Source organism: Flavobacterium sp. 9 (genome assembly GCF_002754195.1).
Classification (GTDB): domain Bacteria; phylum Bacteroidota; class Bacteroidia; order Flavobacteriales; family Flavobacteriaceae; genus Flavobacterium.
Window position 1 is genome coordinate 3,950,277 of the sequence record NZ_PEEU01000001.1, and the last position, 24,471, is coordinate 3,974,747.

Here is a 24,471-nt window from a genome sequence, read left to right on the forward strand (position 1 = left end):
GAGTAATATGGTGATTAAGAATAGTTTTTATTGATATAAGTTCTTTTGACTTTACGACTTTTAAATTTTCGACTTACTTATTTCAATCCGTCAACGGAAACATTTACCGTTCCGTTTATTTTGATAAAAGCGATTATAGCTTGATTCGTCAACTGAATTTTATCAAACTGAATATCTTCCATTTTTCCATTTACAAATACACCAGGCATCGGAGAATAGTTTTTTAGATATGCAGCAATATTCTTTTTACCATCTTCTAAGTTGGGTTGTATTGAATAACGGCAGCTTTCTTCCATTTTTCTTAAGATATAACCTTGACCTAACCAGCTTGCAGTTCTCATTAGTCTGCTTTTTGTGTCCAAAACATAATCCAGTTTCTCGAAATAGATTTCTTTAGTTTTTGGATTGTATGACGGAAATCCGTTTAGATAAATAGTTCCGTTTATAGATCCTAAAATGTCTAGTGCAATAACCATTTTCCCGTCTTTGTGCCAAATCGCAACGTTTTTAACGGTTATTTTTTTGCTTCCTGAGGCAAATTCCTGGCCGGCAAAATTGTTAGTCATTATTTTTGAAGCATCCATATAAGTTGAAATCGCAGCAATATTAGCAGAAATTTGATTTGGAATTTTTGCCACAGGTTTCAATACAATTTTATTGGCACTAAATTTTGATTCGGGTTTCTTGCCAACAATAGTTTCCATGTTGCATTTCATTCCCATATCCAGTAAAAATTGATCATTTTTAAGTTTGGCATTGGTTGAATAAATTTCGATAGGAACGATTCTCAGCCAACTTTCATAAGTATCACTCATTTGAAAAGGAGTACATACTTTTTCTAAAGCAGATAAAACATTCGGTTTAAAATCCATTGATTTTTCAATCGCCTCATCTATGCTTTTTTCGATTTTTGATTTAAAGATTGAAACTGCCGGATTTATCAAATAGGTTATTGGCATACTTTTTCCAAAAACCTGCATCGTTGGACTTTCGTTCCAATTAAGAGATTTGAATTCCGTTTTAGTGTTTAGTTTCCAATTTGTCAGTGCAACTTCACTTGATAAAGTAATTACACCATTTAAGTTAAATTCTCTAGTGTCGTAAAGTTCAATTCCCAATTTTTTAGTTCCAATTCTGTATTTGATTGTCGCTTTTAACGGTAGAATTGTTTTGATTTTTTTATCCGGATTTGCCGGATCATTTTGAATTTTTATCGGAGCCTGTTTCCAGATTTTCATTTCGATATCATCATCTTCAATGTTGCTGTCATCATAGATTAATCCATTCAGCAAAGTGTTGGTTTGATTTTCAATATCACTAAGTTTTACTGTTATTGGCAGGTTGATAAGCGAAGGATTTGCATCGTAAACCAGTGGACTTGCATCGTCTGGTTCCGGTTTTAACGTTTCTAATTTTTGAGCTGTAGAACAGCTAACAAGTACGGCAAGTACTGTGGATAAAGAGAGAATTGAAAAAAACTTCATGTTTAAGATTTTTTTGAGTGATGCAAAATTAAGAAAACTATTAAATTATCTTAAAAAAGTGTAACAATTGATAACGAATAGAGTCTTATCTAAATAACAAAACGGAATTATTAACGTTTTCTTACCATATTTTACTTAATAAAAATGTTATTATTGTTTTAAAATTTAACAATATCATGATCGAAATCAAAGATTTACACAAGTCCTATAAAATGGGAAGTTCAAGCTTGCATGTGTTAAAAGGTATTAATTTTAATATTGCTGAAGGGGAATTAGTTGCGATTATGGGATCTTCGGGATCCGGTAAATCTACGCTTCTTAATATCTTAGGAATCCTTGATGAAGCCGATTCTGGTAATTATATTTTAGATAAAACCCCGATTAAAAACTTAAATGAAACAATCGCTTCAAGATATCGAAATAAGTTTTTGGGATTTGTATTTCAGTCATTCAATTTGATAAATTATAAAACAGCACTCGATAATGTTGCTATGCCATTGTATTATCAAGGTATAAAAAGAAAAGAACGTTATGAGATCGCAATGAAATATTTGGAGAAAGTTGGTTTGGGAACTCATTCTCACCATTTACCAAGTGAACTTTCCGGAGGACAAAAACAGCGTGTTGCAATTGCAAGAGCATTGGCGTCAAATCCAAAAGTTTTATTGGCAGATGAGCCAACAGGAGCTTTAGATACCAAAACTTCTTATGAAGTAATGGAGCTTATTCAAGGAATTAACGACGAAGGAAAAACTATTCTGATCGTTACACACGAGCCTGATATTGCCGCAATGTGCAAAAGAAATGTAGTCCTGAAAGATGGATTAATTATCGATGATAAAATGGTAGAACAAGTTAGAGCTTCATCTTATGTTTAATATTGAGCGTTGGCAGGAAATCTTTGAGGCAATCTCGAAAAATCGGTTAAGAACATTTCTTACCGGCGTTTCTGTGGCTTCGGGTATTTTTATCCTTGTGATTTTGCTGGGTGCTGGTAAAGGGCTTCAAAACGGAATTGAAAAACAATTTGAACGTGATGCCGCAGGGATTATTGAGGTTTGGTCCGGAACTACGACCAAAGAATATAAAGGGTTGAATCCCGGAAGACAAATTCAGTACAGAGATGCTGATTACAACCAATCTGTGCAGAAATTTGATGATAAGTTAGATATGAGAGCTTCAACTTATAATTATTGGGGAGCTCCATTTTCGTACGGAAAAGAATCGGGAAGTTATCAATATAGAGGAGTTACTCCGGACTATGGAAGAGTTGAAAATTTAACGATAGTCCAAGGTCGATATGTAAATGATAATGACATAGCCAATAATGAAAAAGTGGCTTGTATTGGGATGAAGGTTAAAACGGATCTTTTTAAAGATAAAGATGCTCTTGGGAAAGAAATCATAATTAATGGTATCAATTTTAAAGTAATTGGAGTTTTTACAGATCCGGGAGGAGAAAGAGAAGAAACAAGAGCTTATTTGCCTTTAACAACTGTACAAAGAGCTTTTGGTAATGGAGATAAAATCAGCAATTTGTTTTTTACGATGAAAAAAACAGATAATTATGATGAAGCTCTGGCGCAATCTGAAAAATTTACACAAGATTTGAAAGATTTGCTTAAAAGCCGAAATATGGTTGCTCCTGATGATGATGGTGGCGTTGGAGTTTATAATTCAGTTAAAGATGCTAAGCAATTTTATGATTTGAACTTATATATCAGACTATTCTTTTGGTGGGTTGGTATTTGTACTATTATTGCCGGTGTTGTTGGTGTGAGTAATATCATGCTTATTATTGTAAAAGAAAGAACTAAAGAAATTGGAATCAGAAAAGCTTTGGGGGCATCTCCGTTTTCAATTATTTCAATGATACTTCATGAGTCTATTTTTATTACCACAATCGCTGGTTTTGTAGGATTGCTTGCGAGTTTATTGTTGTTGGAATTTGTTGGTCCGATGGTGCAGAGTGAATATTTTCAAAATCCTCAGGTAGATTTCAATGTGGCCTTAACGACACTTGCTTTACTTGTATTTGCGGGCGCAATGGCAGGATTTTTTCCAGCATACAGAGCGGCTAAAATTAAACCTATTGTAGCACTTAGAGACGAATAATTATGTTTAAAAAAGATAATTGGGACGAAATTTTACAGGCTTTAACAGCCAATGTTTTCAGGACAGTTCTAACTGCTTTTGGGGTATTTTGGGGTATATTTATTTTAGTAATATTACTTGCTGCAGGAAAAGGTCTTGAAAATGGTGTAAAAAGAGGTTTTGACGGAATAGCGACCAATACAATGTTTATGTGGAGCCAAACGACATCAAAAGCTTATAAAGGATTGCCTAAAACGCGTCGTTATGATTTTAGAAATAGTGATGTAGCAGCTTTGAGAGCAGCTTTGCCGGATTTATTATATGTTTCGCCAAGAAATCAATTAGGAGATTTTAACGGAACTAATAATGTGGTTCGTGGTACTAAAACTTCTTCTTTTACCATTTATGGAGATTATCCGGAACTGATCAAACAGCAGCCAATGGATATTATAAAAGGACGTTTTATAAACCAACAAGATATTAATGAGAGAAGAAAAGTTGCTGTAATTGGAAAAGGAGTTATTAGCGAACTTTATGGAAAAGAAGAGGAATCTATTGGAACTTATGTAAAAGTAAACGGGATTAATTTTATGGTGGTTGGAGTTTACAACTCTAAACAACAAGGAGGAAATGCAGAACAAGAACAGAAAAATATTTTTGTTCCGTTTACTACTTTCCAACAAGCCTTTAATTATGGTGATAAAGTTGGGTGGATGGCGCTTACCGCGAAAGATGAAACTTCGATTACGGCCTTAAAACCGAAAATTTTAGAGTTGATTAAATCGTTACATTCTATTAATCCTGCAGATGATCGTGCAGTTGGGAATTTCGATTTATATGAGCAATTTAATAAAGTACAAAGTTTGTTTACGATTTTAACAATCATCGCATACTTTGTTGGGTCATTAGTTTTAATTTCGGGAGTAATTGGTATTTCAAATATCATGCTTATTGTAGTTAAAGAGCGTACAAAAGAAATTGGAATTCGAAGAGCTTTAGGAGCAACTCCGGCTGCTATTCGAGGACAAATTTTATCTGAATCTATCTTTTTAACTATTATTTCGGGAATGTTGGGTATTGCCGTCGCCACCGGAATTATTGCTCTTTTGAATTTGGCATTGTCTTCGATGCCACCAGACAGTAATACTATGTTTGCAAATCCAAGTGTCGACTTAAGAGTTGTATTTGTAGCTTTATTAATATTAGTAGGATCTGGTTTGCTGGCAGGATTTATTCCGGCTCAAACCGCAATTAATGTAAAGCCGGTAGACGCTTTACGATCAGAATAAATTATCAATCAAAAATAATCGATTAAACCAAAAACAAAATGAAAAAAGGAGTAACTGTAACCATTTTAATTTTTATTGCTTTAGTTTTTTTTGGCGCACTTTACTATTTGTATGCTAAAAATCAAGAGTCGCCAATTGTCTTTAAAACGGAGAAAGCAGAAATTAAAACGATCGTAAAAAATACAATCGCAACAGGTAATATTCAACCGGATGAAGAGGTCCTAATCAAACCAAATATCTCTGGAATTATTGAAGAAGTGTATATCAAAGCCGGTCAAAAAATTAAGGCAGGAGATATGATTGCGAAGATTAGAGTTGTAGCAAACGTTTCTAATGTGAGTTCTACTCAAAACCAAGTGCAAACGGCTAAGATTGCTTTAGACAATCAGGAAAAAATCTACAAAAGACAAAAAACTTTGTTTGAAAAAGAAGTTATTTCTGCCAATGATTTTGATGCGGCACAATTAGCTTACACGCAAGCAAAACAAAACTATCTTGCTGCAAGACAAAGTTTAGATATCGTAAAAACAGGAACAACAACATCATTAGGAAGTTATGCAAATACCCTAATTCGTTCAACTGTAAACGGAATGGTTTTGGCCGTTCCTGTAAAAGTTGGAAATCAGGTTATTGAAAGTAATAACTTTAACGAAGGAACTACAATTGCAAGTGTTGCAGATGTTGGAAGAATGATTTTTATTGGAAAAATTGATGAATCTGAAGTTGGAAAAATAAAAGTTCAAATGCCAATTGAGATTACAATTGGAGCAATTGAAAACAAGAAATTTGAAGCTCGTTTGACAGATATTGCGCCAAAAGGTGTAGTAGAAAATGGTGCAATTCAATTTGAAATTAAAGCTTCTTTAGAAAATAGAGATGCTACTTTTATCAGAGCTGGATTAAGTGCAAATGCTTCAATTATATTAGAAAAAGCAGATAAAGTTTTGGCTATCAAAGAATCTTTGGTTCAGTTTGATAAGAAAACCCAAAAACCATATGTTGAAATCGAAACAGTTCCTCAAAAGTTTGAAAGAAAGGATCTTGTATTAGGAGTTAGCGATGGAATTTATGTTCAGGTTAAAAGCGGTATCAAAAACACGGATAAAATTAAAATCTGGAATCAGGGTTTAATTAATGAAGGTGAAAAAAAATAATCTGAAATTGTAAGGTTTTTTTGGTTTTAAAAAATGTTAAATTTGCGTAGTCACTTACTATGCTTTGATTCAAAATATATGAAAATAAATAAATATAATAGTCTTGTTTTTGCAATGTTATTCGGGTTCGGACTTTCGGGCCATGCACAATCAAAACAATGGACTTTAGAAGAATGCGTGCGTTATGCATTGGATAATAATATCACAATAAAGTTATCAGAGTTAGATGTAAAAAATGCTGATATTGATAAAAAAGATGCTTTTGGTAAATATCTTCCGTCAGTAAACGGTAATGCTTCACACTCCTGGAATATTGGTTTGAACCAGGATGTAACAACAGGGGTTTTGCGTAATCAGACTACTCAGTATTCTTCTGTTGGTGTAAGTGCAGGAGTAGATATTTATAAAGGTTTACAAAACCAAAATACATATCGAAGATCAAAACTTTCTATTATTGCGTCACAATATCAATTGCTGAAAATGCAGGAAGATATTTCGTTGAATGTTGCTAATGCTTTTCTTCAGATTTTATCTTATAAAGAAGAATTGAAAGTAAAAAAAGAGCAATTAACGATTGATGAAAAACGTTTAGCGCGTTCTGAAGAAATGGTAAATGCCGGAACAATTCCAAGAGGAGATTTGTATGATCTAAAAGCTACTATCGCAACAGATCAACAAGGAATTACGGTTTCAGAGAATAACTTATTGATTTCAAAATTAAGTTTAGCACAGCTTTTACAACTAAAAGAATTTGCTGATTTTGATGTAGTTGATGATACAAATGCCAAAGACGAAAATAATATCATGGCGCAAAGTCCAATTGATATTTATAATAAAGCAAAAGAAACAAGAACTGAATTAAAACTGGCACAAACTAATCTTGAGATTGCAGAGAAAAATGTTGCAATTGCAAAAGGAGCTTATAAGCCTACTTTAAGTGCTTTTTATAATTTTAATACAAGAGCAAGTTACTCTGATGTTGTAAAAGGAGCGGTTCCAAATACTGCCAATCCAACATCTCAGATTGGTTTTGTTGAAGGAACTAATCAGGCAGTATTACAAAATAATTTTACTCCTGTCTTAGGAGGTCCGGCGCCAATATTTGATCAATTTAGTGATAATAAAGGGCAATCGTTTGGATTCCAGCTTTCTGTTCCAATTTTTAATGGTTTCGCTGTTAGAAATAATGTCGAGCGTAATAAAGTAAGTTTAGAGAAATCTAAAATAGATTTAGAACAAAAAAGTTTAGATTTGCAACGTAATGTTTATACTGCTTTTACAAATGCAAAAGGAGCTTTAAATACATTTGAATCTTCAACAGTAACATTAGAAGCAAGACAACAAGCTTATAATTATGCTAAAGAAAAGTATGATGTAGGTTTGATGAATTCTTTTGATTTTACGCAGGCTCAAACATTATTGACGAATGCACAATCTGATGTTATCAGAACAAAATACGATTATATATTTAAAATAAAGATACTTGAATTCTATTTTGGAATTCCAATTGTCCCGATTATCAAAAAATAGTTATATGAAAAAAAAGACGGTTTATTTCTTAGTAGGCGGAGCGCTGATTGTTATTTTTGCTTTAGTTGGACTTTCGAAATCGGGAGTAATAGGAAATAAGGATGAAGGTAAAGAAGTTGAAGTTTCAAAAGTAATGGCTTCCACGATTGTCGAAACAGTTTCGGCAACAGGAAAAATTCAGCCGGAAATTGAGGTGAAGCTTTCTTCAATGGTTTCGGGTGAGATTATCGCATTAAACGTAAAAGAAGGTCAGGTTGTAAAAAAAGGGGATTTATTAGTTAAGATAAACCCTGATTTATATACTTCAGGATTAGAAAGATCTGTGGCAAATTTATCCGGTACAAAAGCGGGTTTGACACAATCTGAAGCAAGTTATAGAGAAGCTAAAGCCAGTTATGAGCGTAATAAAACGCTATATGACAAAGGTGTAATTTCAAAATCTGATTGGGATAAATCTGTTTCTACTTATGAAGTAGCAAAAGCGACCAAACAAAGTTCCTATTATAATGTTCAAAGTGCATCAGCATCTGTAACAGAAGCCAAAGATAACCTTGGACGTACTTTAATTTATGCTCCTGCCGATGGAACAATTTCAGTATTGAATGTTGAGTTAGGCGAGCGTGTTTTAGGAACACAACAAATGGCCGGAACAGAGCTTTTGAGAGTGGCAAACCTAAACAACATGGAAGTTGAAGTTGATGTCAACGAAAATGATATTGTTAAAGTAAAAATTGGAGATGAAGCTAATGTTGAAGTAGATGCTTATTTGAAAAAGAAATTTAAAGGTACTGTAACTAGTATTTCTAATTCGGCAAGTACAGCTTTGACATCAGATCAGGTAACTAATTTTAAGGTTAAAGTGCGTATTTTAAAAGAATCATACCAAGATCTATTAGAAGGTCAGCCAAGTACATATTCACCTTTCAGACCGGGAATGACAGCTACAGTTGATATTATTACAAGAACTAAGAACAATGTTTTGGCAGTGCCAATTAGTTCTGTTGTTGTAAAATCTGATACGACTGCGGTAAAAGATTTTAAAGTTGAAGATCCAAGTGAAGACAAAAAAGCAGCTCCAAAAAGTGATAAGAAATTTGAATGCGTTTTTGTAAAAGTTGGAGATAAAGCTAAAATCAGAATCATTAAAACCGGTATTCAGGACGATACAAATATCGAAGTAATGTCAGGTTTAAAATCAGGTGATGTTGTAATTACCGGACCATATACTACGGTTTCTAAAGATTTGAATTCTGGTGATAAAGTGAAGCTTAAAAAAGCAGATACAGCTAAGAAATAATTTGAAATTTTAGTATTTATGATTTCATTATGTGGAAGTCCGCCAGCTGGTTTTTTTGAATCCATCGGGATTGGATTAATTTTAGCAATCGTGTTTCTGTTTTTTACTCATTATAAAGCATATAAAACGGAGTATTATAATGAAGAATATGTTTATTTTTCCAGTGGAAAAAAAGCTTTAATTTACTTAGGTTTTTTAGCAATAAATTTATGCATTGTTCCTTTGTTGATTATAGTATGTGTTTTTCTTTATACAGGAATCTCTAAGTAATTTTTTTAAATAATTAAATATAAATACATTGTCTTTTATTCTCAATATCGAAACGGCTACGAAAAATTGTTCAGTATCTATTGCTAAAAACGGTGAAACCATTATTTGCAGGGAAATTGCCGAAGAAGGCTATTCGCATGCCGAAAAACTTCATGTTTTTATTGAAGATGTAATAGAAGCCTCTGGAATAAGTGTTCAGGATTTAACAGCAATTGCAGTTAGTCAGGGTCCCGGATCTTATACAGGATTAAGAATTGGAGTTTCGGCAGCAAAAGGATTATGTTTTGCATTAAATCTTCCGTTGATTGCAGTTGATACATTACAAACTTTAGCTTCTCAGGCCAAAGTTTCTGATGGAAAAATAATTCCAATGCTGGACGCAAGAAGAATGGAAGTTTACAGTGAAGTTTTTACGGCAAATCTGGAAGTTGAAAGAGCAATTCAGGCAGAAGTTATTACAGAAGAATCTTTTGCAGAATATACTGATTTAGTTTATTTCGTTGGCGATTGTGCAGATAAGTGTAAACCCGTTTTAACGAAAGAGAACTTTGTTTTTCTGGAAGATATAAAATACCCTTCGGCTTCAGCAATGAGTAAAATCAGTTATGATAAGTATCAAAAAAGCGACACTGTAGATGTCGCTTATTTTGAACCGTATTATTTAAAAGATTTTATGATGACATTGCCATCTAAAAAACAATAAATCAATTTTATTTTTGAAGAGTAAAAGGTTGGATTTTAATTCCAGCCTCGTCAAGTGCAGCTTTGCAATTTTCTAAAGTCTCTGAAAAAACAGAACCATAATTTGCGTTTTTTGCCCAGGGACGAACTGCAAATTCAACAGAACTAGCCGTTAAGTTTTTTACGAAAACCTCTGGAGCCGGCTTTTTAAGTACTTTAGGATTTGAGTTTAAAACATTCAAAAGAACTTCTTTTGCTTTTTTGATATCAGAATCATAAGAAACCGCAAAAGTCAAATCTGCTCTTCTTTCTCCCTGCATTGAATAGTTAATAATCGTTCCGTTTGATAATGCACCATTTGGCACAAAAACAGTTTGATTATTGGCGGTAAGCATTTTGGTAACAAAAATTTGAATTTCTAATACTGTTGCAATCACACCTTGTGATTCGATAGTATCGCCAACTTTAAAAGGTTTGAAAACGATAATTAACATTCCTCCTGCAAAGTTAGAAAGCGAACCTTGCAAAGACAAACCAACTGCAAGTCCCATTGCTCCTAAAATGGCAACAAATGAAGAAGTCTCGATTCCAAGTTTTGAAATAAATGTGACAAACAATAAAATTCGAAGTGCCCATATTAAAATATCCGAAAGGAATTTGGTTAATGTGGGATCTAAATTTCTTTGAATCATTACTTTGGTAATGATTTTATTGATCAATCTGATGGCATAAATACCAACAAATAAAATTAGTAATGCCGAAATTAATTTAGGCGAATAATCAACTAATACGTCAATGAATTTTGTGGCGTAATTGCTAAGTTGTTCTGGACTCATCATGTTTTATAGAATAAAAAAACCTTCTCAAAAGAGAAGGTATATTAGTGGTGCAAATATAAAGATATTTCTTTTATAAGAAAAATAAGGATCTATTCCTTGTCTGCGGTTTCATCAACAATTTTATCCGTTGCATCTTCAGTTTTTTCAGCTGCATCTTCAGTTTTTTCAGCTGCATCAACTACAGTTTCGGCAGCAACCGCTTTAGTTTCTTGAGTAAGATCACTGGCTTTTTCTTTTACCGTGTCAATTACATCACTTAATGAATCAGATGCTTTCTCTACATATTCGCTCACGATATCTTTTGCCTGATGTGCATATTCTGCAGCGCTTTCAAGTATTGGTTCCGAAGCTTCTTTGGCTTTTGCGAAAGTTTCTTCTGCAAAAGTCTCAGCTTTTTCTACATAAGGTGCAGCAGCTTCTTTAGCTTGTTCAATAGTAGTTTCTGCCTGATTAGCTAAATCTGTAGCGGTTTCTTTGGCTGAGCCAAATAAATTCTTGAAAAATGATGTTACTCCCATGGTTTGAAATTTGATTTGTTAAGAATACAATATTAAATCATTTTTACAAGAATTGTAGTGTTATTGTTAAAATAATTTACTGATAGTAAATAAGATATATAAAAAAAGCGTCTACCAATGGCAGACGCTTTCTGTTTATTTAAAACGTAATATTATGCGTTTAAAGCTTCTACTTTAATAGCTTCATCGTTTAGCATACTTTTTAGCATATTTTCGATTCCGCTTTTTAGAGTAAAAGTAGATGACGGACAACCGCTGCAAGCACCTTGTAGAATTACTTTTACAGTTTTGTCTTCTTCATTATATGAATCAAAAGCAATATTTCCACCGTCAGCAGCAACTGCAGGTTTTACATATTCTTCTAAAATGTTAATGATTTGTTGAGAAGTAACATCCAATTTGTCAAATGCTTCATCTTTAGTGATGTCATTTTTAGTCGCAACTTCAATTAAAGTTTCATCTAAAACAGTTCCTCCATTTTCGATAAATTGTTTGATGAAAGATCTAACTTCTAATGTGATTTCATCCCAATTATTAATGTCATATTTTGTTACCGAAATATAATTTTCATCAATAAAAACCTCTTTTACATATGGAAATTTGAATAATTCTTTTGCTAAAGGAGAAGAAGCAGTCTGATCGATGTTTTTGTATTCTACAGCATTTCTGGTTAACATTCTGCTAACTACAAATTTTAGAGCAGCAGGATTTGGAGTTGTTTCTCCATAAACCGTTATTGGTTGTTTCTTTGTTGTAGTTTCGTCAACTTTTATGATAACACCACCTTTGTCAACAAATGCTATAATTTGTTCAGCAACAGCGTCTTTAACGTCGTCCCATTCTACAATACTGTATCTTTCGATAGCGATAAAGTTTCCTGAAATATAAACTGTTTTTACAAACGGAAGATAGAATAATTGTTGTGCTAATGGAGATGCTTGTGCTTCATCTATATTTTTGAACTCAAAACTTTGATTTTGTGTAATGAAATCTTCAAACTCGAACTTTAAGATCGTTGGGTTTTGAGTTTCTTTTATGGTGATTTTTGTCATGATTTGTAAATTTTTACAAATTTAGTAAACTTATTTTCTACTAATACCTATATTTGATTTTTTAATAAAATAATTAAGACTCTTTTCAAATAAATCGTATTAAATTATGAGAGTCAAAAATATAAGTAAACAAAATTGCCTTTATGGAATTTAGAATCAAGGTTTTATTCATTTTTATTATTACATCGTTTTATTCTTATTCACAAGAGGGGATTCCGGTTTATTCAGATTATTTATCCGATAATTACTATTTAATTCATCCGTCGATGGCGGGAGCGGCGAATTGTACAAAAATAAGATTGACAGCCAGAAAGCAATGGTTTGGTCAGGAAGACGCTCCGTCACTTCAAACTTTAAGCATGAACGGAAGAATTGGAGAAAGATCAGGTGCTGGTATTATCCTGTTTAATGATAAAAATGGTTACCATTCTCAAAAAGGTGTAAAGGTTACTTATGCACATCATATTATGTTCTCGAGAGACGAAATAGATTTAAATCAACTTTCGTTTGGTATAAATGCAGGTTTGATTCAAAATCAATTAGACGAAACTAAATTTGGAGGAACTTTTGATCCGATCGTTTATGGTCAAATTCAAAAAGATTCTTACTTCAATGTTGATGTTGGAGCTTCGTATAATTATTTAGATTTTTATGCTCATGCAACTGTTCAGGGTTTATTAGAGACTAGAAGAGATTTATATACGGACTATGAAAGTGATAACTTGAGAAAGTATTTACTTAGTGCGGGTTATGTTTTTGGAAAAAGAGAAAATATTACCTGGGAACCTTCTATTTTGTTTCAGCTATTTGATAAAACAAAACAGAAATCTATCGATTTAAACATGAAAGCGTATAAAAATATGGATTTCGGAAGTTTATGGGCTGCATTATCTTACAGAAGAAGTTTTGATGGTGCAGAATATAGAAGCGGAAGTGGAGTTTCATCTCAAAAATTACAATATTTTACGCCTATTGTTGGGGTGAATTTTAATAATTTCATGTTTGCTTATACGTATTCTCAAGTTGTAGGCGATGTAAAATTTGACACTGGTGCTTATCACCAGGTTACTTTGGGAATTAATTTATTTTGCAAAAGAGAACGTTACGACTGTAATTGTCCTGCTATTAATTAAATCAATTTTATGTTAATCAAATCTGTAAACGGAAAAACGCCTCAAATTCCTGAGGATTGTTATGTTGCCGAAAATGCTACGATTATTGGCGATGTTACTTTTGGAGATTCTTGTAGTGTTTGGTTTAACGCGGTAATTCGCGGCGATGTTCACTTTATCAAAATCGGGAACAAAGTAAATATTCAGGACGGAGCGATTATTCATTGCACGTATCAAAAACATCCCACTATTATTGGAAATAATGTTTCGATAGGACATAATGCGATTGTACATGGTTGTACGGTTCATGATAATGTTTTAATAGGAATGGGCGCAATCGTAATGGACAATTGTGTCATAGAAAGTAATTCTATTATTGCAGCCGGAGCAGTTATAATTCAAAATACTGTTGTAACTTCTGGAAGTATTTACGCTGGTGTTCCGGCAAAAAAAGTAAAAGATATTGATCAATCTGACTTTGCAGGCGAAATCGAGCGTATTTCGAACAATTATGTAATGTATTCCGGATGGCTTAAAGACGAAAAATAAACTATAAATAACTCAATAAAAAAAATCCAAATTCCAATTGTTGTTGAACGCTATTGGAATTTGGATTTTTTTTTATTGGAATTTTAATTACAGGTTGATTCTTTCGAAGAAAGCATTCTTGTAACTCTCGCTAATTGGAATTCGTTTATCACTAATCAAAACTTTATTTTTCTGAATTGATTTTACGTGTTTTATATTGATGATATAAGACCTGTGAATTCTTGAAAATCCTTTGCTGGAAAGTAAGTTTTCTAACTTTATTAAACTAATTAAGGTTAGAGTGAATTTATTGTCTGTAGTATAAATTTTTACATAATCTTTTAGACCTTCAATAAAGAGAATATCCGAAAAATTCATTTTTACGTTTTCATATTCAGCTCTTACAAACATAAAATCCTGTTCTAATTCCGGAGCAGTTGTGTTTTCAGAAATTGCCTGAGTAGAAGCAGTTGGATTTAAAATTTGCTGTGCTCTGACAACTGATTTTAAAAAACGATGAAACGGAATTGGTTTTACCAAATAATCAACAGCACCAAGATTAAATCCTTCAACAGCATAATCAGAATAAGCCGTTGTGAATATAATTAAAGGCTTTTTTTCGATTGTATTTAAAAAATCTATACCAGAGAAATGTGGCATCTGAATGTCTAAAAAAATCAAATCGACGTTGTTTTGATTGATAAAAGAAACGGCATCAATAGCATTATTAAAAGTGCTGACCAACTCGAGAGAATCTATTTTTCGAACAAAATCTTCTAATAATTCAACCGCTAAAGGTTCATCGTCTATAATTACACATTTCATCTTGTTGGAGATTAAATTTTAAAAGTCTTTTTTTGGTGCTCAAAAGTAGTTTTAAACCAATGAATTAAGTTTTAAAGTTTTCATAAAAAACAAAATTCATTTTTCAAACTACCCATTTACTGTTATGGTTTTACTAAGCGTATAACCATCTGTCAAATTTCCGGTTAACGTTGCTAATTCACTTTCAAGACTGTCTGAAAAAACGTTGTCTTTTGTATTGGAAGTATCCGCTTGACCGTGAGCAGAATAATTAGTACTTGAATAAACTTCGCTTGCAACATTTTCGGGAAAAGCAATTTGTGTTACCAATAATGATGCTCCGCTAGTAGATAACACTTCAACATGTACATGTGGAGCTCTGCCTTGATACCAACCCGGAAAAATAGAAATAAATGAAACTTCTCCTTTTGAATTTGTCGTTTGTCTGCCTCTTAAAAAATGAACAGAAGTATAATCTGTTTGTTGCATCGAAGTGCCTCCATATTCAGAATAATTTCCGTCTTTATCGCAATGCCAAACATCCACAAAAACACTTTCTAATGGAGCGCAGTTATTATTTTTATTTTCGATAATAAGATTAATAAGTAAAGCTACGCCAATTCGATCAGATTTTATATTTTCTAATACCAGTTGGCTTGGCGTTTTGATAGGGAAGGGGCCTTTTGTTTCAGCAGGAGAAACATTGCAGCTTCCATCGGACGAATTTGTATTGGTATCGTCATTATCACTTTTAGAACAAGATTCTAATAATTTTGAGGCTGTTGCCAAAGATGCAATTCCTAATATACTATTTCTAATGAATTTTTTTCTATCCATGATAAGTTGTGTTTAATTGATTGCGTTTTGAATTTCATCCAGCTGTAAATTCAAATGCACACGATAAAAATTATCGTCTTGCGTGATCGTAAGTTCGTGAGCATCTGGATAAAGCAAATCCAGTCTGTTTTGAATATTCACTAATCCAATTCCTGAATTTTCAGGATCTTTCAGATAGTTTTCAATGGTGTTTTCGATCCAAAAATCAAGACTATTGTTCATGATAAAAATCTTAATTTTTACGTGAGCTGCTCCTTTATAATCAGTTCCGTATTTAAAGGCATTTTCAACAAATGAAATCAGTAACAATGGCTCAATAAATTTATTTTTTGTGTCACCGTGAACATTAATAACAATGTCTTCGATATTGTTGAGTCTTAGCTTTTGTAATTCGATGTAATTCTGAATGTAATTGATTTCTTTTTCCAAAGCCACCGTTTTATTATCTGTTTCATAAAGCATATAACGCATTAATTCAGATAACGTGACGATGGCATCGGGGACCAAATCAGATTTTTTGTGCGCCAAAGAATAAATACTATTTAACGAATTGAATAAAAAATGCGGATTGGTTTGTTTGCGCAAATAAATCAATTCAGTATTTGTTCTGTGGGTTTCGGCAATAAGTTTGTTTTGTTGGTTGTTATAAAATTCTGTAAGCGTTCTGATTGCTGCACTTATAGTAATAATTAAAATATAGAAAAGCGAAGGACCAATTTTAAAAAACAGAGGCTGTCTTGTTGCCATTATTCCTCTTATTCGGGTTCCTTTATACATCAATTTAAAATCTTCCTGAGGTATCAATCTTGGTCTGATATGTTTAAATTCAGGAATAAAATAATTGATTCTGATAATCATGAAAGCAGCAATCAAAATAAAAACAAAAGCAAAATAGGACCAGTATTTTTTCTGCAAAAGCAAAGCTGGAACCAAATAAAAATAGTTGAGATAAAACAATACAATTCCGGTAAGCCATTGCACATAAAAGTCATTATTGATACGGAACGGACTTTCGTAAAACTGAATTAAAGAAGTCAGAATAAAGAAAACCCATATCATGCAATGGAATAAAATTGTATTGGAACTCGTATTTTTAATGGTATCTATTTTCATTTATAATTTTATTTTTAATAAAATTAAATCATTTTTCGTTACCGTTGGCGATATATGCTGATTGAGTTTGTCAACTACTAAATGTGCCACTTTTAATGCATCATCTTCTGTCGAAAAGCTTTTAGAATCACTTATCACCGGTATTATAGATTGCTTGATTATGATTTTACTTTTGTAAGCAATTGAATATCCCCAACCGGATTTTGTTTTGAAAGATTCTGTTTTAAAAGTTTCATTTTTTGAGCAGGCAACAAATTGCAAAACAAGTAAAAGAAACAGTAAATTCTTCTGGATTTTGGTCCAGAAGAATTTTATTTGTGTATTAATTATCATCGTCATTTTGCGCATCCAAAGGTTTAAATTCCCAAGCATCATCAAAGTAAGTAGAACCTATTCTTCCTAACATATAAAAACCACGGTTGTTGATTGCAAATCCTACAGCATCTGATCTTGTAGCGCCTTCCATAGGAGTTCTTTCTACCCAAAGATCTGTTGACGGAATGTATTCCCAAACAGTTTTGATACTTTCACCACCTACAATATATCCCAATCCATTCATAGAAAAACTAGAAGCATTTGCACGAACAATTGCATAATCGTCATTGTAAGTTGGGTCATCATCTGTGTCTTTATCGACATCACGTTTTCTGGTCCAAACATCAGTTGATGGATCAAATTCCCAAAAATCTTCCTGATAAACTCCATTGTTTACTCCGGTTACCAAATACGCTTTAGTATCAATTACAAATACAGTAGCATTACGTCTTTTGTTTCCGCTAAATCCGTTAACAAGAGTCCATGTATTTGCCTGATCGTCGTATTGATAAAAATCTTTTAGATAATTTCCGTCATAACCAGTTCCAAAATAAGCTTTTCCACCTACTTGAAAACCTACAGCACCATAACGGCCAGTTCCTCCAAAATCAGTTTTTTGAGTCCAGCTATTGCTTGTTGGATCGTATTGGTAAAAATCTTTCAGCTTATTGGTTCCATCGTAACCCAAGCCAACGTATCCTTTTCCGTTAAGGGTAAAACTTGAAGCAGAACTTCTTCCTACTCCGGCAAAATCGGCTTTTTGTTCCCAATAATCTCCTGTGGAATTATATGCCCATAAATCTTTTAAATATACATCTCCAGTATAACCTGCCGCTACATAAGCATAATCTCCTATGACAAAACTAGTCGCACTAGATCTTGCAGGTCCATCAAATGCAGATTTTTTAATCCAGTTTCCTACCAAATCATCATCCTCATCGTCATGACTACAGCCTATAAAAAAGAGACTAGAAAACAGTGCCGCGAATAATATTCCTTTTTTTAAATTATTCATAGTGTATTAAATTTATTTATTGTTTGTATTTGATCCCAATGCCCAGAATATATCCATTGCCGGTATTGAAATCATAGATTCTGTGATTGTCATTATCGAGCAGGTTATATTTTTTGTTAAAGTCATATCCGGCTTTAAAATTTAGAAACCAGTTCTTTGTAACATTTCTTTCATATTCAAAAGCCGAAGTCATTTGTGATAAACTCGCTTTGGTTGTATTTTCATACGAGCTGTTTGGAACGTCTAAATGATAAAAAGTTCCGTTGAAACTATTCGTTAAACTGAATTTGTTTCGAATATTATTTGAATACGAAATATTCGAATCCGGAAAACCAATCAACACATTACTATGTTCACTCATTTGATAGTTTATTGATAAAGTCGGAATGAATTTAGCATAACCAAAAATGGCTGATCTCGCCACTCCAAGTTTAATATTCGTCTTTGAATTTAATTGCTGGCTAATATCAAAACTTCCAAAAAGTAAAAAATCAGAAGCATCTAAGTTTCGCTGAAAATTTACCGAAGGAGTAATAGCTAATTCAAATTTTGTTGTGTTTGAAACTTCATGTTTGATTTCAAACGTGTTTTGAATTTTGTTGAATTGATTCAGATCTTCAACATTATTAAAGCTGCCTAATTCATAATTCACTTTCAAACTTGAATATTCTAATGTATTTGTTATTTGGTTTTTGGCATTTATTTTTTTGCTGAACAAAACTCCAATACTACTTTCGTTAAAATCAATTTTATCCGTTGGTTCTGTTTTCAGATTCATATTTACTGAAAAATTTTCCTGTGCTTTCATACTGAAAAATGAAATTGAAAAAATAGAACAAATTAAAAACCTTGTTTTCATTACATATTTATTGGTTCAAAAGTAGGTGGCTAATGGTTTTAAAAAAAAGAAGATATATGTATGACACTTTTCGATAGACTAAACGCCCCTTTTTAAGGCTGAATGAAGTATTTGATGGTAATAATGTGTTATAGATGTTTTTTTACCATTTATAGGCTAAAAACGCGTGACGGTATATGTTATAGTGTTGTGCAGAAGAGTCCATTTTATATTTGTTCAAAAAATTGATTATGCACAAGTTTATATTGATGTTCTTTTTTGCGTTATCGCTAATTTCGTGTGGTACAGATACAGATACGGGTGAGTTTGTTGTGGGGTCAGATTATTTGGCACTAAATAATAAAGTTATTCTCGTAGATACGCTTACGGTCGAGATGTCTACAATAAATTTAGATTCGCTTATAACTTCTACTCAAAGCCGAATTTTGATAGGAAATTATGATGATCCTCTTTTTGGAAAAATAAAGTCCGATAGTTATTTTCAATTATCAACTAACACATATGCTTTAAATAATAGTGGTTCAGATACAGAGGCAATCAAATATGTCTTTGATTCTATTTCGATGATTCTAAAATATGATAACTATTATTTTGGAGACACTACAAAAGTGCAGACATTTGATATTCATCGTTTGATCCAGAAAGTTAAACCTAATACTGAGGATAATAATTTCTATAATAATTCAAAATTAAATTATAGTCCGGAAAGTCTTGGAACAATTTCGTATAAGCCGCGACCAATCGAGAAAGATTCTATTAATATTAAAATGAGCGATGCATTTGGTGCAGAACTTTTTCAAAAATTAAAGAAAAGAGAAGTCACAGATTTTGACACTTTCACAGAATATTTAAAAGGATTTGTTTTAGTGCCTTCATCTTCTAATTCTTCAAGTGTGATAGGTTTTAGTGCAAGTACAAGCAAAGTCAGATTGTATTATTCCAAATATCAGGCAGACACTGAAGAAACACCTTATATTTTAGATTTTACTATACTTGACAAGACAAAGCAGTTTAACTCCATCTCGTCTGATAAATCAGGTACTTTGCTTCAGAATTTATCTGTTCCAACAAGCAAGCTGGCAAGTTCTTTAACCGAGCATCAGGGATTTATTCAATCCGGAACAGGAGTTTCTTGTAGAATCGATTTTCCCAATATAAAGCAGTTTAAACATATCTCAGATAATGGAGCAATTGTTGCCGCCGAATTGCTTTTAAAACCAGTCAATAATTCCTATTCAGACAAATATCCTTTATCAGATTCCTTAAGTGTTTATGTAGCCGATAATTTAAATAGAATTAGTGGCACTTTATTGAATTCTGAAAGTAAATCAGTGTATGGAATTTTAAACAAAAAAACCGATGAGTTTAACGAAAATATTGGTTATACAATTCCTATTGGAGGCTTTCTACAAAAAGAAATGCTCAAACCGACTGATTCAAGATCTTGTTTGATTCTTACTTTACCCGCACTTTCTAAAGCAGTCAACAGAGTTGTTTTAGGAGATCAAAAACATTTGAACAATAAAATTCAATTGAAAATTTATTACATCTCTTATTAAATGAAAAATAGAATAGTTTATTTAAGTGGCGCCATTTTAATGTCGTTGACTTCATTTGCTCAAAGTATTTCGAGTTCTCCTTATTCATTATATGGAGTTGGAAGTTTATACGATTCAGATTTTGGTTCGCTTCCCTCAATTGGATCCTCTGGTATGGCATTACCTTCAGATACTTTTATTAATAACCTAAACCCGGCCTCACTAGGTTATTTGCCTCAAAATCATTTTATGTTTGATATAGGTGGCAAGGCTATTGCAACAACCTACCAGAGTGGTTCAAGAAGCGAAAAGCGAAATAATTTTCAATTCTCGCATATTGCTTTTGCATTTCCTGTGACTAAAAACTCCGGATTTAGTGCAGCACTGCGCCCTTATTCAAGTTCAGCATTTAAAATTTCAAATTTAAAATTGCCAATTTCAGACAGTCAGGAATTCTATTATTTAACCGCGGCAGGTTCTGGCGGATTAAATAATTTTGATTTTTCATATGGATATCGATTCGGAAAAAAATTGTCACTTGGAGTATCTGCCGCCGTTTTATTTGGAAGTACTACCGATGACAGAAGTTTTTTAATCGCAAATTCAATTACAACGTTAAGTAAAAAAACAAATTATAATGGTTTGCGGGCCACATTTGGAGCCCAGTATAAAATTGATTCAACGCTTACAATTGCTACAACTTTTAAGTTGCCAACTCAAATTAATGCCTCTAAAGTTCAATCAGTTCAAACAATTACAAATAATGTTGCAACCAGTATAGAATCGAATGTAGCATCAGATTTAGATGATTATTATATGCCTTTGGAAATGGGGATAGGTATTAGTAAACGCTTTAAGAATAATCTAAACATGACGCTTGATTATGAAAAGAGTTTGTGGAATGATACAAATCAACCTGAATTATATGGAGATTTTGTGAACCAGGACAGATTTGCAATGGGTTTTAGTTATAGTCGCAGAAAAAATGTCAGGAAATATTGGGATAGCGTTCAATATTCAACAGGTTTGAACTTTGATACCGGTTATCTTGAAATCGACGGAAAAAGGGTCAATAATGCCGCGATCTCTTTTGGGATTTCGCTGCCAATCGAAAATACTTTTTCCGCAGTTAATATTTCTTATTCCTATGGACAAAAAGGAAGAATCGCAGATAATCTAATAAAAGAAAATTACCATAAGTTATCCCTGAATTTATCTTTAGACGGAATTTGGTTCGTCAAGCGAAAAATAGAGTAGAAGCTTAAAAATCTTTTTCGATTACCGGATATTTATAATCTAAAATCGATTTTAAAACATCAGGATTTGAATTGACATAAAATATTGGTTCGTCGTTATTTTGAGTATCTGTAAAGCCTACTTTTTCACGTAAGACATTTTGCGTTTGTCTTGCAACAGCCTCTCCGGAATCTATAATTTGAATATGTTCCGGAAGGATTTTTTTTATTTGCGGAATCAAATACGGATAATGGCTACAACCTAATACCAAATAGTCAATATTGGCGTCAATCATAGGTTGTAAATAGGATTCTAACAATTGAGTCATTTCCGGAGAATTTAGATTCCCATCTTCGATAAGTTGTACAAGTCCGTGACCAACTTGCTCAATTATTGTAGTATGCTGAAACATCTCAGCAGTTTTATTAAACAACTCGCTATTCAGCGTTCCTTTTGTAGCAAGAATACCAATTACTTGTGTTTTTGAATTATTGGCTGCAGGTTTTATTGCAGGCTCAATTCCTATAAACGGAACATCATATTCCGCACGGAGTTCCCGAATAGCATTTGTTGTGGCAGTGTTACATGCAACAACAATGATTTTACAATTTTGTTCTAGTAGAAAATCAACATTTTTTTTGCTTAATGCAACGATTTCTTCTTTGGTTCTTTGACCATAAGGAGCATTTTTGCTATCCGCTAAATAGATGGTTTTTTCGTTTGGAAGTAGTTCGTGGATGGCGTTCCAGATGGAAGTTCCTCCAATACCGGAATCAAAAACGCCTATAGGATTGTTGTTCGTCATATTACAAAGTTACATATTTCTAAGATTTTCTACAATCAGGAATTTAAATAATTGAGTTATTTAAATGTAAAAAAAGTACTATATTTACATTCAACCTTAAAACAATTATAACTATGAAATTTGTCAAAAATTGCGAGAGATTAACAAAAGATGAGCTTAAAAGTATTAATGGTGGAAAATTTCCAGATTGTCCAGTTGGTAAGATATGCTATCTTGGTACTGGTAGTAACGGTCTTCCGATTTGGGATTGTGTCCCAACAACGGAATTATGTCCGTCAATCTAGAAAAAAGTATAATAAAAAAAGGAGCTTAAAAGCTCCTTTTTTTATTCGCTAAATATGAAATACACCAGTTAAAAAAGATAGTCACAACCTTTGAAACAGTATTGTTATTTGACGATATCTGAATGTATTAACGAAGAATTTATCGTTAACAAAGTGATGTGGGAAATTTATAAAGACAAAAAAAATGGCTCAAACTTTAAAATTTGAGCCATTTTTTATAATGTGATTTGTTTCTTAGAATCCTAAGTCTTTCTTAACATCAGCAGTAATGTTTGGACCATCAGCTAATAATAAAGTAGAACCGTCAAGAACATATTGGAAACCTTTAGCTTTTCCAACTTTTTGGATAGAAGCTCTTACTTTTTCCATTAATGGTTTTACGATATCAGTTTCTTTTTGTTGTAGTTCTTTTTGTGCATTGTCTCTATAGTCAACAATTCTTTTTTGCATGTCTTGAACTTCTTTAGAACGCTCTCCGTTTACAGCATCAGTTACTGTAGCAGCTTCAGCCTCGTACTTTTTGATTTTTACTTGATATTCGTCAACCATTTTTTTGTATTCTGCATCATATGTACCGCTTAATTTTTGTAATTGGTTTTGAGCATCTAGCATTGCAGGCATTTTCGACATAATCTCGCTAACATCAACATGAGCTACCTTAGCTTGTGCGTTAATTGTGTTACTTGCTCCTAAAACTAAAATGGCAGCAATTAGTAAAGTTTTGATTTGTTTCATCATTTTTAAAAATATTAATTAATTATTGGTCGTATTTGTTTTCTGTGTTTCGGCTTCTTTTGCTTTTTTAGCCGCTTCTCTTTCCTCTAAGATTTTCTTTCTCTTTTCCTCTAATTCTTTTTTACGCTGTTCGTAAAGTTTTTGTCTTTCTGCTGCTTTATCAACCGCTGGTGTTGTCGGAGCGGCTTCAGTTCCGGTTGCTGTTCCTGCCGCTGCTGGTGGTGTTACAGTTTTTCCTGTAGCATCTGTTTTGGCAGCCTCAGTTGTTTTTGCTGTTTCAGAAACCGTGCCATTCTTTTTAGCTTCTCTTTCAGCTTGTATGGCTTTTCTTCTGTCGTCGTATTCTTTTTTCTTAGCTTCCTGTTCTAATCTTCTGTCTTCAATTAGTTTATCTCTGGCAGCTTTCTTTTCGTCTAATACTTTTTGTCTGTCTTGCAATGCAGGACTTTCATCTATAGCATTTTCTTTACTTTCTTTAGCTTCCTGATCTTTCAATTGTTTTTTAGTCAATTGTTCGCGTTTATCAGTTCTGTTTAAAATACGCAAAACCTGATCGCTAATATCGAATCTTTTGTTGCTAAAAAGCATTGTTAAATCCGATGATTTATCAAATACAAAATCATAATTCTTAGCTTCAGCAATATCCTGAACAGCTGTAAAAACCTGATCTTGTATTGGCTTTGCCAGCGCCATTTTTTGGTGCATTAAATTTCCATCAGCACCAAATTGCTTTTGTTGATAATCCAACATTTCGGTTTCAAGAAATTTGATCTCAGTTTCTCTTTCATCAATTAGTTCTTTAGTAAGTAAAGCTTTTTCGGCTTTAAGACTTTCCTTAAGAGTATTGATGTTTAACTTCTTAGCTTCTATTTCTTGTTTCCATTTTTGAGCTTTTAGCTCTAATTGGGCTTTCGCTTCTTTATAATCAGAAACGTTTTCCAAAATGTATTCCATGTCGATGTAGCCAATCCTTGTCGTTTTTCCTTGTGCCTGACTTGTATTAGCTACAATCAAGGCTAAAAATATAAATAAAAACTGTTTTCTCATAACATTACTTTATTTGGAAATTTTTAACCAATTTT

At 32.8% G+C, this 24,471-nt stretch carries 25 protein-coding genes; 12 read left to right on the plus strand and 13 right to left on the minus strand.

All coding sequences use genetic code 11. The annotated features are described in order from the left end of the window. Window positions 1–77: 77 nt before the first annotated feature. Window positions 78–1,484 carry a DUF4403 family protein gene (locus tag CLU81_RS16270; protein WP_099710768.1) on the minus strand — a complete coding sequence of 469 codons (1,407 nt, stop codon included), beginning with the start codon at window positions 1,482–1,484 and terminating at the stop codon, window positions 78–80. A gap of 176 nt (window positions 1,485–1,660) precedes the next feature. On the opposite strand from CLU81_RS16270, the gene CLU81_RS16275 reads away from it, so the two are divergent. From CLU81_RS16275 to tsaB, 8 genes are all read left to right on the plus strand, one after another. Next, window positions 1,661–2,362: an ABC transporter ATP-binding protein gene (locus CLU81_RS16275; RefSeq protein WP_099710769.1), complete on the plus strand. Its 702-nt coding sequence runs from the start codon at window positions 1,661–1,663 to the stop codon at window positions 2,360–2,362. Further along, the gene (locus CLU81_RS16280) at window positions 2,355–3,599 is read left to right on the plus strand and encodes an ABC transporter permease (protein WP_099710770.1); all 1,245 of its coding nucleotides are present in this window, start codon (window positions 2,355–2,357) and stop codon (window positions 3,597–3,599) included. The genes CLU81_RS16275 and CLU81_RS16280 overlap by 8 nt, the downstream gene beginning before the upstream one ends. 2 nt (window positions 3,600–3,601) lie before the next feature. Continuing rightward, window positions 3,602–4,867 carry an ABC transporter permease gene (locus CLU81_RS16285; RefSeq protein ID WP_099710771.1) on the plus strand — a complete coding sequence of 422 codons (1,266 nt, stop codon included), beginning with the start codon at window positions 3,602–3,604 and terminating at the stop codon, window positions 4,865–4,867. Between the two features lie 38 nt (window positions 4,868–4,905). Next, a complete protein-coding gene (locus tag CLU81_RS16290; RefSeq protein WP_099710772.1) occupies window positions 4,906–6,021 on the plus strand; it encodes an efflux RND transporter periplasmic adaptor subunit in 1,116 nt (371 codons plus the stop codon). Between the two features lie 78 nt (window positions 6,022–6,099). Next, entirely contained in the window at window positions 6,100–7,551 is a 1,452-nt protein-coding gene (locus CLU81_RS16295; protein ID WP_099710773.1) for a TolC family protein, read from the plus strand. 4 nt (window positions 7,552–7,555) lie between these two features. After that, window positions 7,556–8,848, plus strand: a complete 1,293-nt coding sequence (locus CLU81_RS16300) for an efflux RND transporter periplasmic adaptor subunit (protein ID WP_099710774.1) — start codon at window positions 7,556–7,558, stop codon at window positions 8,846–8,848. An 18-nt stretch (window positions 8,849–8,866) separates the two neighbouring features. Continuing rightward, a complete protein-coding gene (locus tag CLU81_RS16305) occupies window positions 8,867–9,118 on the plus strand; it encodes a hypothetical protein (protein ID WP_099710775.1) in 252 nt (83 codons plus the stop codon). A 28-nt stretch (window positions 9,119–9,146) separates the two neighbouring features. Further along, on the plus strand, window positions 9,147–9,821 hold the full coding sequence (tsaB, locus tag CLU81_RS16310) for a tRNA (adenosine(37)-N6)-threonylcarbamoyltransferase complex dimerization subunit type 1 TsaB (protein ID WP_099710776.1): 675 nt from the start codon (window positions 9,147–9,149) through the stop codon (window positions 9,819–9,821). A 7-nt stretch (window positions 9,822–9,828) separates the two neighbouring features. Here tsaB and CLU81_RS16315 read toward each other — a convergent pair whose 3' ends face one another. The 3 genes from CLU81_RS16315 to CLU81_RS16325 form a co-directional block, all read right to left on the minus strand. After that, window positions 9,829–10,638 carry a mechanosensitive ion channel family protein gene (locus CLU81_RS16315; protein WP_099710777.1) on the minus strand — a complete coding sequence of 270 codons (810 nt, stop codon included), beginning with the start codon at window positions 10,636–10,638 and terminating at the stop codon, window positions 9,829–9,831. 89 nt (window positions 10,639–10,727) lie between these two features. Then, entirely contained in the window at window positions 10,728–11,156 is a 429-nt protein-coding gene (locus CLU81_RS16320) for a hypothetical protein (protein ID WP_099710778.1), read from the minus strand. A 152-nt stretch (window positions 11,157–11,308) separates the two neighbouring features. Further along, complete coding sequence (locus tag CLU81_RS16325) at window positions 11,309–12,208, minus strand: NifU family protein (protein WP_099710779.1); 900 nt, start codon at window positions 12,206–12,208, stop codon at window positions 11,309–11,311. A gap of 143 nt (window positions 12,209–12,351) precedes the next feature. On the opposite strand from CLU81_RS16325, the gene CLU81_RS16330 reads away from it, so the two are divergent. After that, window positions 12,352–13,341 carry a type IX secretion system membrane protein PorP/SprF gene (locus CLU81_RS16330; RefSeq protein WP_099710780.1) on the plus strand — a complete coding sequence of 330 codons (990 nt, stop codon included), beginning with the start codon at window positions 12,352–12,354 and terminating at the stop codon, window positions 13,339–13,341. Between the two features lie 9 nt (window positions 13,342–13,350). Then, the gene (locus CLU81_RS16335) at window positions 13,351–13,869 is read left to right on the plus strand and encodes a gamma carbonic anhydrase family protein (RefSeq protein ID WP_099710781.1); all 519 of its coding nucleotides are present in this window, start codon (window positions 13,351–13,353) and stop codon (window positions 13,867–13,869) included. An 87-nt stretch (window positions 13,870–13,956) separates the two neighbouring features. Here the strand turns inward: CLU81_RS16335 and CLU81_RS16340 are convergent, their stop codons facing one another. The 6 genes from CLU81_RS16340 to CLU81_RS16365 all read right to left on the minus strand — a co-directional run bounded on the left by CLU81_RS16340 (window position 13,957) and on the right by CLU81_RS16365 (window position 18,740). Continuing rightward, window positions 13,957–14,673, minus strand: a complete 717-nt coding sequence (locus tag CLU81_RS16340; RefSeq protein ID WP_099710782.1) for a LytTR family DNA-binding domain-containing protein — start codon at window positions 14,671–14,673, stop codon at window positions 13,957–13,959. 108 nt (window positions 14,674–14,781) lie between these two features. Beyond that, on the minus strand, window positions 14,782–15,489 hold the full coding sequence (locus CLU81_RS16345; RefSeq protein ID WP_099710783.1) for an intradiol ring-cleavage dioxygenase: 708 nt from the start codon (window positions 15,487–15,489) through the stop codon (window positions 14,782–14,784). A 12-nt stretch (window positions 15,490–15,501) separates the two neighbouring features. Then, the gene (locus tag CLU81_RS16350) at window positions 15,502–16,602 is read right to left on the minus strand and encodes a sensor histidine kinase (protein ID WP_099710784.1); all 1,101 of its coding nucleotides are present in this window, start codon (window positions 16,600–16,602) and stop codon (window positions 15,502–15,504) included. Further along, window positions 16,603–16,935 (minus strand): DUF4907 domain-containing protein, encoded by a 333-nt coding sequence (locus CLU81_RS16355; protein WP_099710785.1) that lies wholly within the window; start codon window positions 16,933–16,935, stop codon window positions 16,603–16,605. Beyond that, a complete protein-coding gene (locus CLU81_RS16360) occupies window positions 16,925–17,932 on the minus strand; it encodes a kelch repeat-containing protein (RefSeq protein ID WP_099710786.1) in 1,008 nt (335 codons plus the stop codon). The genes CLU81_RS16355 and CLU81_RS16360 overlap by 11 nt, the downstream gene beginning before the upstream one ends. 16 nt (window positions 17,933–17,948) lie before the next feature. Beyond that, a complete protein-coding gene (locus CLU81_RS16365) occupies window positions 17,949–18,740 on the minus strand; it encodes a DUF6268 family outer membrane beta-barrel protein (RefSeq protein ID WP_233209725.1) in 792 nt (263 codons plus the stop codon). Between the two features lie 281 nt (window positions 18,741–19,021). Here CLU81_RS16365 and CLU81_RS16370 point away from each other — a divergent pair, with 281 nt between their 5' ends. Both CLU81_RS16370 and CLU81_RS16375 read left to right on the plus strand, forming a co-directional pair. Beyond that, window positions 19,022–20,350 (plus strand): DUF4270 family protein, encoded by a 1,329-nt coding sequence (locus CLU81_RS16370; protein WP_099710788.1) that lies wholly within the window; start codon window positions 19,022–19,024, stop codon window positions 20,348–20,350. After that, window positions 20,351–21,586, plus strand: a complete 1,236-nt coding sequence (locus CLU81_RS16375) for an aromatic hydrocarbon degradation protein (protein ID WP_099710789.1) — start codon at window positions 20,351–20,353, stop codon at window positions 21,584–21,586. Between the two features lie 4 nt (window positions 21,587–21,590). Here the strand turns inward: CLU81_RS16375 and murI are convergent, their stop codons facing one another. The 3 genes from murI to CLU81_RS16390 form a co-directional block, all read right to left on the minus strand. After that, window positions 21,591–22,370 (minus strand): glutamate racemase, encoded by a 780-nt coding sequence (murI, locus tag CLU81_RS16380; RefSeq protein ID WP_099710790.1) that lies wholly within the window; start codon window positions 22,368–22,370, stop codon window positions 21,591–21,593. A gap of 518 nt (window positions 22,371–22,888) precedes the next feature. Continuing rightward, window positions 22,889–23,392, minus strand: coding sequence for an OmpH family outer membrane protein (locus CLU81_RS16385; protein WP_233209726.1), 504 nt, complete (start codon window positions 23,390–23,392; stop codon window positions 22,889–22,891). Window positions 23,393–23,407: 15 nt separating this feature from the next. Continuing rightward, window positions 23,408–24,436, minus strand: a complete 1,029-nt coding sequence (locus tag CLU81_RS16390) for an OmpH family outer membrane protein (RefSeq protein WP_099710791.1) — start codon at window positions 24,434–24,436, stop codon at window positions 23,408–23,410. Window positions 24,437–24,471 lie beyond the last annotated feature (35 nt).